The organism is Pseudomonas sp. B19(2017), from assembly GCF_002113165.1.
Taxonomy (GTDB): domain Bacteria; phylum Pseudomonadota; class Gammaproteobacteria; order Pseudomonadales; family Pseudomonadaceae; genus Aquipseudomonas.
In genome coordinates, this window is sequence record NZ_NEJR01000019.1 from 75,504 (window position 1) to 88,483 (window position 12,980).

Annotated in this window: 13 protein-coding genes and 1 other RNA gene; 5 read left to right on the forward strand and 9 right to left on the reverse strand. The window is 63.5% G+C overall.

Annotated elements, in window-relative coordinates:
- Positions 1–5: 5 nt before the first annotated feature.
- From mraY to rsmI, 9 genes are all read right to left on the reverse strand, one after another.
- The gene (gene mraY, locus CAF70_RS21860) at positions 6–1,088 is read right to left on the reverse strand and encodes a phospho-N-acetylmuramoyl-pentapeptide-transferase (protein WP_023661969.1); all 1,083 of its coding nucleotides are present in this window, start codon (positions 1,086–1,088) and stop codon (positions 6–8) included.
- Complete coding sequence (murF, locus tag CAF70_RS21865) at positions 1,088–2,455, reverse strand: UDP-N-acetylmuramoyl-tripeptide--D-alanyl-D-alanine ligase (RefSeq protein ID WP_085626513.1); 1,368 nt, start codon at positions 2,453–2,455, stop codon at positions 1,088–1,090. Before murF ends, mraY begins: the two co-directional genes overlap by 1 nt.
- Positions 2,448–3,938, reverse strand: coding sequence for a UDP-N-acetylmuramoyl-L-alanyl-D-glutamate--2,6-diaminopimelate ligase (locus CAF70_RS21870; protein ID WP_178076413.1), 1,491 nt, complete (start codon positions 3,936–3,938; stop codon positions 2,448–2,450). The genes murF and CAF70_RS21870 overlap by 8 nt, the downstream gene beginning before the upstream one ends.
- On the reverse strand, positions 3,935–5,677 hold the full coding sequence (locus CAF70_RS21875; protein ID WP_172827529.1) for a penicillin-binding protein 2: 1,743 nt from the start codon (positions 5,675–5,677) through the stop codon (positions 3,935–3,937). Before CAF70_RS21875 ends, CAF70_RS21870 begins: the two co-directional genes overlap by 4 nt.
- A complete protein-coding gene (gene ftsL, locus CAF70_RS21880) occupies positions 5,677–5,970 on the reverse strand; it encodes a cell division protein FtsL (protein WP_025340552.1) in 294 nt (97 codons plus the stop codon). Before ftsL ends, CAF70_RS21875 begins: the two co-directional genes overlap by 1 nt.
- Positions 5,967–6,914, reverse strand: coding sequence for a 16S rRNA (cytosine(1402)-N(4))-methyltransferase RsmH (rsmH, locus tag CAF70_RS21885; protein WP_085626512.1), 948 nt, complete (start codon positions 6,912–6,914; stop codon positions 5,967–5,969). The genes ftsL and rsmH overlap by 4 nt, the downstream gene beginning before the upstream one ends.
- Positions 6,911–7,366 carry a division/cell wall cluster transcriptional repressor MraZ gene (gene mraZ, locus CAF70_RS21890; RefSeq protein WP_004575120.1) on the reverse strand — a complete coding sequence of 152 codons (456 nt, stop codon included), beginning with the start codon at positions 7,364–7,366 and terminating at the stop codon, positions 6,911–6,913. The genes rsmH and mraZ overlap by 4 nt, the downstream gene beginning before the upstream one ends.
- A 308-nt stretch (positions 7,367–7,674) precedes the next feature.
- Positions 7,675–8,034, reverse strand: an RNA gene (gene rnpB, locus CAF70_RS21895) — RNase P RNA component class A.
- Between the two features lie 67 nt (positions 8,035–8,101).
- Positions 8,102–8,977, reverse strand: coding sequence for a 16S rRNA (cytidine(1402)-2'-O)-methyltransferase (rsmI, locus tag CAF70_RS21900; RefSeq protein WP_085626511.1), 876 nt, complete (start codon positions 8,975–8,977; stop codon positions 8,102–8,104).
- A gap of 186 nt (positions 8,978–9,163) precedes the next feature.
- On the opposite strand from rsmI, the gene CAF70_RS21905 reads away from it, so the two are divergent.
- The 5 genes from CAF70_RS21905 to CAF70_RS21925 all read left to right on the forward strand — a co-directional run bounded on the left by CAF70_RS21905 (position 9,164) and on the right by CAF70_RS21925 (position 12,969).
- Positions 9,164–10,981, forward strand: coding sequence for a penicillin-binding protein activator (locus tag CAF70_RS21905; protein WP_085626510.1), 1,818 nt, complete (start codon positions 9,164–9,166; stop codon positions 10,979–10,981).
- Positions 10,981–11,352, forward strand: coding sequence for a YraN family protein (locus tag CAF70_RS21910; protein WP_085626509.1), 372 nt, complete (start codon positions 10,981–10,983; stop codon positions 11,350–11,352). Before CAF70_RS21905 ends, CAF70_RS21910 begins: the two co-directional genes overlap by 1 nt.
- An 86-nt stretch (positions 11,353–11,438) precedes the next feature.
- Positions 11,439–12,032 (forward strand): phosphoheptose isomerase, encoded by a 594-nt coding sequence (locus CAF70_RS21915; protein ID WP_085626508.1) that lies wholly within the window; start codon positions 11,439–11,441, stop codon positions 12,030–12,032.
- On the forward strand, positions 12,029–12,607 hold the full coding sequence (locus tag CAF70_RS21920) for a BON domain-containing protein (protein ID WP_063913315.1): 579 nt from the start codon (positions 12,029–12,031) through the stop codon (positions 12,605–12,607). Before CAF70_RS21915 ends, CAF70_RS21920 begins: the two co-directional genes overlap by 4 nt.
- Before the next feature lie 143 nt (positions 12,608–12,750).
- Entirely contained in the window at positions 12,751–12,969 is a 219-nt protein-coding gene (locus CAF70_RS21925; RefSeq protein WP_085626507.1) for a YgdI/YgdR family lipoprotein, read from the forward strand.
- Positions 12,970–12,980 lie beyond the last annotated feature (11 nt).

Below are 12,980 nucleotides of genomic sequence, written 5' to 3' on the forward strand. Positions count from 1 at the left end.
CTCATCTACCTCAGTTTCAGGGTTGCAAGGCCGATCAGCACCAGGATCACGGTGATGATCCAGAAGCGGACGATCACCCGTGGCTCTGGCCAGCCTTTGAGTTCAAAGTGGTGGTGGATCGGCGCCATGCGGAACACGCGCTTGCCGGTGAGCTTGAACGAGGCAACCTGGATCACCACCGACAGGGTTTCCATGACGAACACGCCGCCCATGATGAACAGCACGATTTCCTGGCGGACGATCACGGCGATGGTGCCCAGCGCGGCACCCAGCGCCAGCGCGCCGACGTCCCCCATGAACACCTGCGCCGGGTAGGTGTTGAACCACAGGAAGCCCAGGCCGGCACCGATCAGCGCGCCGCAGAACACGATCAGCTCGCCCGAGCCCGGCACGTACGGGATCAGCAGGTATTCGGCGAACTTCACGTTGCCCGACAGGTAGCAGAAGATGCCCAGGGCACCGCCCACCATCACCGTCGGCATGATCGCCAGGCCGTCGAGGCCGTCGGTAAGGTTGACCGCGTTGCTCGAACCGACAATGACGAAGTAGGTCAGCACGACGAAGCCGATGCCCAGAGGAATGGTGACATCCTTGATGAACGGCAGGATCAGCGTGGTTTCGACGCTGGTCGGCGCGGTCTTGTACAGGAAGATGGCTGCAGCCAGGCCGAACACCGACTGCCAGAAGTACTTCCAGCGGCTAGGCAGGCCGCGCGAGTTCTTTTCGATGACCTTGCGGTAGTCGTCAACCCAGCCGATGGCACCGAATGCCAGGGTAACGATGAGCACAACCCACACATAGCGGTTGGTCAGGTCGGCCCACAGCAGGGTACTGACGGCAATGGCGGACAGGATCAGCGCCCCGCCCATGGTCGGGGTGCCGGACTTGGACAGGTGCGATTGCGGGCCGTCGTTACGCACGGCCTGGCCGATCTGGCGGATTTGCAGGGTACGGATCATCCACGGCCCCAGCCACAGCGCCAGGGACAACGCGGTCAGCACACCCAGAATCCCGCGCAGGGACAGGTACTGGAAGACCGCGAAGCCTTTGTGGAACTGTTGCAGATACTCGGCCAACAGCAGCAGCATTAATGTTTCTCCCCGCTGGCACCGCACAATGCCGCCACGACGTTTTCCATCGCAGCGCTGCGCGAGCCCTTGATCAAGATAGTGGTGTCGCTGGCATTCTCGGCGCCAACTGCGTCGATCAACTCAGCTTGAGTAGCGAAATGGCGACCATTGGCGCCGAACGCCTTGACCGCGTGTGTCATGTTGGAACCCACTGCGTAAAGCGCATCGACCTTGCCGCGCGCGTAGTCACCCACCTGACGGTGGCCTTCCTCCGCCCATTGCCCCAGTTCGCCGATATCCCCAAGCACCAGAACGGTGCGCCCGGAAAAGCCGGCGAGTATATCAATGGCCGCGCACATGGAGGTGGGATTTGCGTTGTAACTGTCGTCGATCACCCGCACGCCATTCGGCGCGATCTGCGCCACGGTACGGCCCTTGACCGGTTGCATGGCAGCCAGGCCGGCAGCGATGCCGCTCAGGCTCAGACCAACGGCATGGGCAGCGGCGGCGGCGGCCAGGGCGTTGCTGACGTTGTGCTCACCGAGCACATTGAGTTGCACGTCTACCTCGTCGCCAGCGCCATGCAGCTTGAATGACGGGCAACCACGGGCATCGCGACCGATATCGGTGGCGTAGAAATCGGCACTGGCATTGCTGCGGGCGAAACTGAAGACCTTGTGCGCGCCGGCACGCGCCTTCCAGATATCAAAAGCCTTGTCGTCCAGATTGAGGATGGCGATACCGCCCTCGCCCAGGCCTTCGAGGATCTCGCCCTTGGCTTCGACGATCTTCTCCGGGCCGCCGAACTCGCCCACGTGGGCGGTACCGGCGTTGTTGATGATGACCACCTGGGGCCGGGTCAGGCCCACGGTGTAGCGGATCTCGCCAATGCGCGAGGCGCCCAGCTCGATCACCGCGGCACTGTGCTCGGGAGCGATCTCCAGCAGGGTCAGCGGCGCGCCGAGGTCGTTGTTCAGGTTGCCGCGGGTGGCGTGCACCAGGCCACGGGTACGCAGGATGCTGGCGAGCATCTCCTTGACCGTGGTCTTGCCGCTGGAACCGGTGATGGCCACCACCGGCTTGTCGTAGGCGGCGCGGTTCAGTGCACCGAGTTGCCCCAGGGCCAGGCGGCAATCGGCAACCAGCAGCTGCGGCAGGTCGACATCGGCCACTACACGCTCGACCAGGGCCGCGACAGCGCCCTTGGCCTTTACATCGGCCAGGTAGTCGTGACCATCGAAGCGCGGGCCGGCCAGGGCGACGAACAGTTGCCCGGCGCCAACGCTGCGGCTGTCGATGCTGACACCCGTGAAGGTGGCGTCGGCACCAACGTGTTGACCACTCAGTGCTGTGGTCAGCTGGCTGAGTGACAGCGGCTTAAGCATGTGGAGCCTCCCAGGCTGCAAGTGCCTTTTCGGCCTCGATCAAATCGGAGAAGTCATGGCGCTCGCCATTGATCTCCTGGTAATCCTCGTGCCCCTTGCCGGCTAGCACGATCACGTCGTCGGCAGCGGCAGTGGCGACCAGGTGCGCGATGGCTTCGCCACGACCGGCAACGAACTCGACCTCCGCAGGCCTGGCGAAACCAGGACGGATGTCGTCAAAGATGCGCAGCGGGTCTTCAGTACGCGGGTTGTCGTCGGTGACCAGCACGCGGTCGGCCAGGCGCTCGGCCACTTCGGCCATCAACGGGCGCTTGCCGCGGTCACGGTCACCGCCGCAGCCGAACAGGCAAAGCAGCTTGCCGTGCGCGTGCGGGCGCAGGGCTTCGAGTACTTTTTCCAGGGCGTCCGGGGTGTGCGCGTAGTCGACCACCACCAGCGGTTTGTCGCCGCCACCCAGGCGCTGCATACGGCCTACCGGGCCCTGCAACTGCGGGGTGACCTCAAGGATCTCGTCCAGCGCGTAATCCAGTGCCAGCAGGGTCGCCACAGCGGCGAGCATGTTGCTGAGGTTGAAACGGCCCAGCAACTGACTGCACAGGACGCGCTCACCCTGGGCGGTGACCAAGGTGGCACGCACGCCATCGTCGTTGAACAGCGCTTCGCGGCAGTACAACGAGGCGTCCGGGTTTTCCAGGCTGTAGCTAAGCAGCCGGGTCTCGATATGGTCGAAACTCGGGCGGCGGGCAAAGTCGGCAGCCAGGCGACGGCCGAAGTCGTCATCCAGGTTGACCACCTGGCAGCGCAGGCTCGGCCAGGCGAACAGCTTGGCCTTGGCGGCCTCGTAGGCCTCCATGCTGCCGTGATAATCGAGATGATCGCGGGACAGGTTGGTCATCACCGCGATATCGAATGCCAGTGCAGCGACCCGCCCCTGTTCCAGGGCATGGGAGGAAACCTCCATGGCCACGGCCTTGGCGCCTCCTTTTCCGAGGTCGTTGAGGGTCGACTGCACGGCGATCGGGTCGGGCGTGGTCAGGCGGCCGCTCTGCAGTTCACCATAGAAGCCGGTACCCAGGGTACCGATCAGGCCACAACGCTGGCCAAGCACGTCCAGCGCCTGGGCAACCAGCTGGGTGACGCTGGTCTTGCCGTTGGTACCGGTCACGCCCACCAGGTTCAGCCGGCGGCTCGGTTCGCCATAGAAGCGACCCGCGATATCCGAAAGCTGGGCGATCAGGCCCTTGACCGGGATGAGCGGCACGTCGGTGATTGGCAGGACGCTTACGCCCTGTTCTTCATAGGCCACGGCGGCAGCGCCACGAGCCAGGGCATCGGCGATATGCTCGCGGCCATCGACCTTGGCGCCCGGCACGGCCAGGAACAGGTCGCCCGGGCGCACATTGCGGCTGTCCAGGGTCAGTTCACGGATCAGCGGGTCACGGCTGGCGTGAGCGAAAAGCTTGCTCAATGGCATTGTCATCATCCACGCCCTCCCTTGGCGGTTGCTGCTGCATTGACCTGCGATTGTTCGACGGGTGCGGGTGGCGGCAGGTTGTCTGGCGGCACGTTCATCAGGCGCAGGGTGCCGGACATGACCTTGCTGAACACCGGCGCCGATACCAGGCCACCGAAGTAGCCGCCCTTGCCCGGTTCGTCGATGACCACGACGATGGCGTAACGCGGGTCGCTCATCGGCCCGAAGCCGGCGAACAGCGAGCGGTAGGCGTTTTCGGTGTAACCCTTGGACCCCACAGTGGCTTTACGCGCAGTACCGGACTTGCCGGCCACGTGGTAGAACGGCACCTGGGCGCGGAACACGCCGCGCGGTGCTTCGATCACTTGCTGCAGCATGCCCTGGACGGTTTCGGCGGTTTCCTTTGGTATGGCCTGCACCGCTTCCGGTGCCTTGTCGACCTTGAGGATCGACAGCGGCACCATCTTGCCGTCGTTGGCCAGCGCCGCGTAGGCGTGCACCAACTGCAGGGCAGTGACCGACACGCCATAGCCATAGGACAAGGTCGCAGTCTCGGCCTTGCGCCACTCGCGGTGGTTGGGCAGGTTGCCGACACGCTCGCCAGGGAAGCCAAGGCCGGTGTACTGGCCCAGGCCGACCTGGGACATGACCCGGTAGATGGCCTCGCCGCCGATGTCGAAGGCGATCTTGCTCATGCCGACGTTACTGGAGTTGATCAGGATGCCGGTCAGGTCGAGGATCGGGCCCTCGCTCTTGGACACGTCCTTGATGGTGTAGCGACCGATCTGCAGGCTGCCCGGGTATACCTCGACCTTGTCGGTCGGCTTCCAGCGGCCGCTCTGCAGCGCCGCGCTCATGGAGATCGGCTTGACTGTGGAGCCCGGCTCGAACACGTCGATGATCGCCCGGTTACGCATGGCCGCGGGGAACATGCTGCGGCGGTTGTTGGGGTTGTAGGTCGGCTGGTTGACCATGGCCAGGACCTCACCGGTCTTGACGTCCATGATCACCAGGCTGCCGGCCTTGGCGTCCTGTTCGGCAATGGCATTGCGCAGTTCGCGAGTGGCCAGGTACTGCAGGCGCAAGTCAATCGACAACGCCAAGGTCTTCCCTGCCTTGGCGTTCTTGGTTACCTGGATGTCCTTGATCAGCCGGCCGCGCCGGTCCTTGATCACCTGCCGCTTGCCGGGTACACCGGCCAGCCACTCGTCATAGGCCAGTTCCACCCCTTCGCGACCGTGGTCATCGAGGTCGGTGAAGCCGACCATGTGCGCGGTGACATCACCGGCCGGGTAGAAGCGGCGGAATTCTTCCAGGCCATACACACCTGGCACTTTCAGGTCGAGCACATGCTGGCCCTGCTCCGGGGTCAGGCCGCGGACCAGGTAGATGAACTCTTTGCTGGCCTGCTGGGTGAGGCGCTCGGTCAACTGCTGCGGGTTCTGCCCCAGCGCGGCGGCCAATTGTGGCCAGCGGTCTTTGGAAGCCTGCATTTCCTTGGGGTTGGCCCACAGGGTAGTGACCGGGGTACTGACTGCCAGTGGCTCACCGTTACGGTCAGTGATCAGGCCGCGGTGAGCCGGGATAGGGATGTGACGCAGGCTGCGCGCATCGCCCTGCCCCTTGAGGAAATCACGGTCGACCACCTGCAGGTCGATAATGCGCCAGCAGATGGCACCGACCATCAGCGCCAGCAAGCCGATCACCACGCGGAAGCGCCATGGGTAGAGTGCGCCTTCGAGCTTCATCATGGCGCCACCATCCGTACTTCGTCAGCCGAAGGCACGCGCATCTTCAGTTGCTCGGAAGCCAGGTTTTCGATGCGGCTGGCGGCGGTCCAGGTGCTTTGCTCGAGGATCAGCCGACCCCACTCGGCCTGGGCCTTGTCGCGCTCGTTCAACTCGCCGTACAGGGTGTTGAGCAACTGACGGTTCCAGTGCGCGCTGTAGGACACAGCGATGGCCGAAATCAGCACGGCAACGAACAACAGAAGCATCAGGAAGCTTCCGCCTGGCAAAGGTTTGGCAAACAGCCTGCTCACCGCAGTTTCTCCGCCACGCGCATCACGGCGCTACGCGAACGTGGGTTGGCCTTGAGCTCGGCTTCGGAGGCGAACTGGGCCTTGCCGATGAGCTTGATTTTCGGCTCGAAGACCTTGTGCTGAACCGGCAGGTTGCGCGGCAGGTTGTCAGCCTCACCTTTCACCAGCTTGCGCATGAACAGTTTGACGATACGGTCTTCCAGCGAGTGGAAGCTGATGACCGCCAGGCGACCACCGACTTCGAGCGCATCGAGTGCGGCCTCGAGGCCGGCCTCAAGGTCGCCCAGCTCGTTGTTGACGTGAATGCGAAGCCCCTGGAAGGCACGGGTTGCCGGGTTTTTGCCCTTCTCCCATGCCGGGTTGGCCACCTTGAGCACCTCTGCCAGGTCGGCGGTACGGGTGAACGGCTGTTTTTCGCGACGCTCGACCACGGCTCGCGCCATGCGCCCGGCGAAGCGTTCCTCGCCATACTCCTTGAAGACACGGGCGATTTCTTCCACTGGCGCAGTGGCGATGAACTCTGCAGCGCTGATGCCTTGGTCCGGGTTCATGCGCATGTCCAGCGGGCCATCATTGAGGAAGCTGAACCCCCGCTCGGGGTCATCCAGCTGTGGCGAAGACACGCCCAGGTCCAGCAGCACACCACTGACCTTGCCGTGCAGGCCGCGCTCGGCCACTTCCGCACCCAGCTCGGCAAAGCTGCGCTGCACAATGACAAAGCGGCCGTCTTCGGCCGCCAGCGCTTGCCCCGTGGCAATCGCCTGTGGATCTTTGTCGAAACCCAGCAGCCGCCCTTGCGGCCCGAGTTTGCTGAGAATCAGCCGGCTGTGCCCGCCACGGCCAAAGGTGCCGTCCAGATAGCAACCGTCGGCGCGCAGGGCCAATGCCTCGACAGCTTCGTCGAGCAGGACGGTAATGTGGTTGAAGCCGCTATCTATGGTCACAGGATCAGGTCACGCAATTCGTCGGGCATGGCGCCCGGTTGTTGAATAGCTGCAAGGTCGGCTGCCGAAACCGCGTTCCAGGCATCTTCATCCCACAGCTGGAATTTGTTCAGTTGCCCCACCAGCATCGCCTTCTTGTCGAGCTTGGCGTACTCGCGCAGACGGGGCGGCACCAGGAAACGCCCACTGCCATCGAGCTCCAGGTCAACCGCATTACCGATCAGCAAACGCTGCAGGCGGCGGTTTTCCTCACGCAACGATGGCAAGGCACGCAACTTGGCTTCTATCTGTTCCCACTCATCGAGGGGATAAACACACAAGCAGGGGTCAACGGCGTCGATGGTCACGATCAGCTGACCATTGCAACGCGAATCGAGCTCGTCACGGTACCGGCTCGGCATGGCGAGACGGCCCTTGGCATCGAGGCTGACGGCGTTGGCTCCGCGGAACACGGCTGCGATTCCCCACAATGTTAGCTTTTTTGTGTCAGAAAACCCACTTCATCCCACTTTCTGCCACTTGCGCACACTATAGGAATCCGCCCGCAGCACCGTCAAGGCACGTTCGGAAGGAAAAGCCTTACAGGACCGAGATTTAGCGCAATAAAGGAATGCGGAAGGACTACCAGGTAGAAAAAAACACGAGAAAAATCAAACCCACGCAAGCACGTGCAGTTCAAAGTTAAAGTGATTTATCAAGAGTAAGATTTTTTCGGTATTACCAACGGGCATCTGCTATCGATTCAAGCAGGGAAGGAAAGGTGGAGAGTCGATCTGTAAGCCGGGTTTTGTCGAGGACAGTCATTCCTCTACGACGGCCATCACTGGACGCCTCTAGCAACCTACCCGGTTCCGACGCGGGCCACGCCTGATGGAACCCTATTTGGTCTTGCTCCGAGTGGGGTTTACCTAGCCACGAACTGTTGCCAGCCGTGCGGTGCGCTCTTACCGCACCTTTTCACCCTTACCGGCACCGAAATGCTTAGGCGGTTATTTTCTGTGGCACTTTCCGTAGGCTCGCGCCTCCCAGGCGTTACCTGGCACTCTGCCCTATGGAGCCCGGACTTTCCTCCCCCTGCTATTGCGGAACAAAAGCAGGCAGCGACTGTCCGATCGACTCTCCGCCGACAAGATTAACGGCACGCGCGCCCAACGACAAGCAATACCGGCATTTATATCAATATGCCACTATTCGGCTTTCTGCTTTTCCAGGGCAAGTTGATACAGCAGGTTCTTGCGCACCCCGGTAATTTCCGCAGCCAGCGCCGCCGCCCGCTTGAGCGGCAGCTCGGCCAGCAGCAGGTCGAGCACCCGCTGCGCCTCGGCACTGATCGCCTGCCCGCCCTCCGGCGCACTCCAGCCACCGACCAGCACCACGCACTCGCCGCGCTGCTGGTTGCTGTCGCCGGCAACGAACGCGCGCAGCTCAGCCAGCGGCAGGCCCTTGAGGGTCTCGAAGGTCTTGGTCAGCTCGCGCGCCAACAGCGCCGGGCGCTCGCCACCGAACACCGCCTCCATGTCTTCAAGGCATTCCAGGATGCGGTGAGGGGCCTCATAGAAGATCAGCGTGCGCGGTTCTTCCTTTACCTGCTCCAGGCGCGCCCGGCGCCCCGCCGCCTTGGCTGGCAGGAAGCCTTCGAAAATGAAGCGGTCCGAGGGCAGGCCGGCCGCCGACAGGGCGGCGATCAGAGCACAGGCGCCCGGCACCGGCACCACGTTCACCCCGGCAGCTCGCGCCTGGCGCACCAGGTGGTAGCCGGGATCGGAAATCAGCGGCGTGCCGGCGTCGGATACCAGTGCCACATTTTCGCCTGCCAGCAGCTTGGTGAGAAAACGCCCGCCCTCGTCACGCTCGTTGTGCTCATGGCAGGCCGCCAGCGGCGTGTCGATGCCGAAGTGCTGCAGCAGGCGGACCGAATGGCGAGTATCTTCCGCCGCGATCAGGGCCACGTCCGCCAGCACCTTCAGCGCCCGGGCGCTCATGTCGTCGAGGTTGCCGATGGGGGTTGCGACCACATACAGCGTCCCCACGGTGGATTTCGAAGCCCCTGCCACATCAGTCACTGCGCACACCTGTCGTTCGGATCAAAGGCGCTATTGTAGCCCGAGCGCCTGCAACAGGGCGCAAAGAACTTCGCCAACGACCGGTGGCAGGCCACCTATAGTGAAGGTTCGACACGGCGACATCGCGCCCCGGCCAGCGCTTGGGTACAATTGCCGGCCACCTTGATCGAGTAACAGGACCTTTACATGATCGCTTGCCTGCGGCTGTTCACAGCCCTCTGCCTTGCCGCCCTGCTGGCGGCCTGCGCCAGCTCGCCCTCATCCAGCCTGGGCGAACTGCCACGCACCCCGGACGCCAGCATCGAGCAACTGCTCGAAAAGGCTGCTTCCAGCAAGTCCGCGGAAGACGCCGCCTTGCTGCGCCTGAGCGCAGCCGACCTGGCCTACAAGCAGAAGGACTTCCCCCGCGCCGCACGCATCCTCGAGCAGGTGCCGCTGGACACGCTCAAACCGGCCCAGCAAGTGTTCGCCAGCACCCTCGGCGCCGAGCTGGCCATGAGCCGCAACCAGCCCAAGGCTGCCCTGACCGCCCTGGCCCACCCTAGCCTGCAGCGCATCGCCGAACTGCCGGAAGAGCAGCAAGCGCGCACCTACAGCGTGCACGCGGCCGCCCTCGAAGCAGATGGCCAGGCCCTGGCGGCCGCACAACAGCGCGTACTGCTGGCTCCGCTGCTCAGCGGCCAGGCCGCCAGCGCCAACAATGACGCTATCTGGGCCCTGGTCGCCTCGCTGCCTGCAGAGCAACTGCAGCAGCCAGGCAACGACCAGACCCTGGCCGGCTGGACCAGCCTGGCCTTCGCCGTGAAAAGCGCCGGCACCCTGGAGCAGCAACAAGCCGCTATCGATGCCTGGGTCAAGCAGCACCCGGACCATCCGGCCGCTCAACAGCTGCCGCTGGCGCTGACCAAGCTCAAGGAGCTGGCCAGCCAGCCACTGACCAGGATTGCCCTGCTGCTGCCCCAGGAAGGCCCGCTGGCCGGGGTTGCCCGAGCCCTGCGTGACGGCTTCATGGCTGCGCACTTCCAGGCCCAGCAAGCCGGCCAGCAGGCGCCAGCGGTGCAGGTATTCGACAGCTCGCGCATCGGCTCGCTCGACGATTTCTATCGCCAGGCCCAAGCCGCAGGCGTACAGCTGGTGATCGGCCCGCTGGAAAAACCGTTGGTCAAGCAGCTGGCCGCCAAGCCACAACTGCCGATCACCACCCTGGCCCTGAATTACGCCGACGCCGGCCAGAAGGCTCCGCCGCAGCTGTTCCAGTTTGGCCTGGCTGCCGAAGACGAGGCCCGTGAAGTGGCCCGCCGCGCCCGCGCCGATGGCATGGTTCGCGCCGTGGCCCTGGTGCCGAGCGGCGAATGGGGTGACCGCGTGCTTGCGGCCTTCCGCCAGGATTGGGAAGGCAACGGTGGTACCCTGCTCGCCGCCGAACGCATCGCCCAGCCGGTCGCCCTGGCCCAGCAGATTGCCGAACTGTTCCAGCTGCGCCAGAGCGAAGGCCGTGCCAAGAGCCTGCAGAGCACGGTAGGCGGCAGCATCGCCGCGCAGCCGTCGCGCCGCCAGGACATCGACTTCATCTTCCTCGCCTCGACCCCGCAACAGGCCCAGCAGATCAAGCCGACCCTGAACTTCCAGTACGCCGGCGACGTACCGGTCTACGCCACCTCGAACCTGTACAGCGCCAGTGGCGACGTCAACCAGTACAACGACATGAACGGCATCCGCTTCTGCGAAACCCCGTGGCTGCTCGACACCAGCAACAGCCTGCGTCAACAGGTCGTGCAGCAATGGCCACAAGCCGCCGGTAGCCTGGGCCGCCTGTATGCCATGGGCGTCGACGCCTACAGCCTGGCGCCGCGCCTGGGCCAGCTGAAAGCGCTGCCGGACAATCGCGTACTGGGCCTTTCGGGCAGCCTGAGCATGAACGCCAACCAGCGTGTCGAGCGCCAGCTGCCTTGGGCAGAGTTCGTCGGCGGCCAGGTCCAGCGCCTGCCTGACACCGCTCGTTGATGGCAGCAGCGTCGCCCACCAGCGCCGGACAGGCAGCGGAAACCCAGGCCCTGGAATACCTTCAAGGGCAGGGCCTGCAACTGCTGGCGCGTAACTGGCGGTGCAAAGGCGGTGAGCTTGATCTGGTCATGCTCGACGCCGATACAGTAGTATTCGTCGAAGTCCGCTACCGGTTGCACGCGGGCTTCGGTGGCGCTCTCGGCAGCATCGACGGGCGCAAGCAGAAACGGCTGGTGCTCGCCGCCAGCCTGTTCCTGCAGAAGGAGCCCCACTGGAGCAACCACCCCTGCCGCTTCGACGTAGTCGCCCTGCAGGGTAGTCACCATGCAGGCAAACCGCTTCAATGGCTGAAAAACGCCTTCGAATGCTGAACCCACTCCGTTTTTTTTGCTCTATGTTTCGCGGGCTGGTCGTTGTTGCGCGTAGCAAAGGCCACCGCCCCACTTAAGGTCACCAGATGGACATGCAATCCCGAATTCGCCGGCTGTTCCAGGCCAGCATCGATACCAAGCAACAGGCAATGGACATCCTGGCACCGCACATCGAGCAGGCCAGCCTGGTCATGGTCAACGCGCTGCTCAACGAGGGCAAGATGCTCGCCTGCGGCAATGGCGGCTCGGCCGGCGATGCTCAGCATTTTTCCTCGGAGCTGCTCAACCGCTTCGAGCGTGAACGGCCGAGCCTGCCGGCCATCGCGCTGACCACCGACAGCTCGACCCTGACCTCGATCGCCAACGACTACAGCTACAACGAAGTCTTTTCCAAGCAGATACGCGCGCTGGGCCAGCCCGGTGACGTTCTGCTGGCGATCTCCACCAGCGGCAACTCGGCCAACGTGATCCAGGCGATCCAGGCCGCACATGACCGCGAAATGATTGTCGTAGCATTGACTGGCCGCGACGGTGGCGGCATGGCTTCGCTGCTGCTGCCCGAAGACGTGGAAATCCGCGTACCTTCGACGATTACCGCACGCGTCCAGGAAGTCCACCTGCTGGCGATCCACTGCCTGTGTGATCTGATCGACAGCCAACTGTTCGGGAGTGAAGAATGACCCCTATGCGCCTCGGCCTGATGGCCCTGACCCTGTGCCTGAGCGTCACTGGTTGCAGCTCGGTACTGACCTCTACCCGCAATTCGCCGATCGAAGATGATCGCGGCACGCGCACCATCGGCAGCAAGATCGACGACTCGCTGATCGAAACCAAGGCCTCGGTCAATATCGCCAAGGCCAGCCCTGACCTGGACAAAGGTTCGCACATCGTTGTCAGCAGCTATAACGGCATCGTCCTGCTGGCCGGCCAGACCCCGCGCGCCGACCTCAAGAGCCTGGCCGAGCAGACCGCCAGCCAGGTGCAGCGGGTCAAGAAGGTGCACAACGAGCTGCAGGTGATGCAGCCCTCTTCCATCCTGGCGCGCAACAACGACGCCTGGCTGACCACCAAGATCAAAGCCCAGATGCTGACCGATAATGCCGTACCCAGCTCGCGCATCAAGGTGATTACCGAAAACGGCATCGTCTACCTGCTCGGCCTGGTGACCCAGCAGGAGGCCAACTCGGCCACTGCCGTGGTACAGGGTGTGTCGGGCGTGCAGAAGATCGTCAAGCTGTTCGAGTACATCGACTGATTCGTTAGCCTGTACCGGCCTCTTCGCGGGCTTGCCCGCTCCCACAGGGATACGCCAAACCCTGTGGGAGCGGGCAAGCCCGCGAAGAGGCCGGTACAGGCAAGCGCAACACCGTGTCTTTTCAGAAATCCAGGAAACACCGCATGAAAAAGCTTCTGCTGCCAGCCCTGCTGTTCGGCACCGTCGCCACCCTGGCCGGCTGCTCCACCCCTAGCCAGATCATTCTCAACGACGGCCGTGAAATCCAGACGGTCGACGTACCGGAATTCGACGCCGACTCCGGCTTCTACGAGTTCCAGCAACTCGACGGCAAACGCACCCGCATCAACAAGGATCAGGTACGCACCATCAGCGACCTGTAATCTCACGTTGA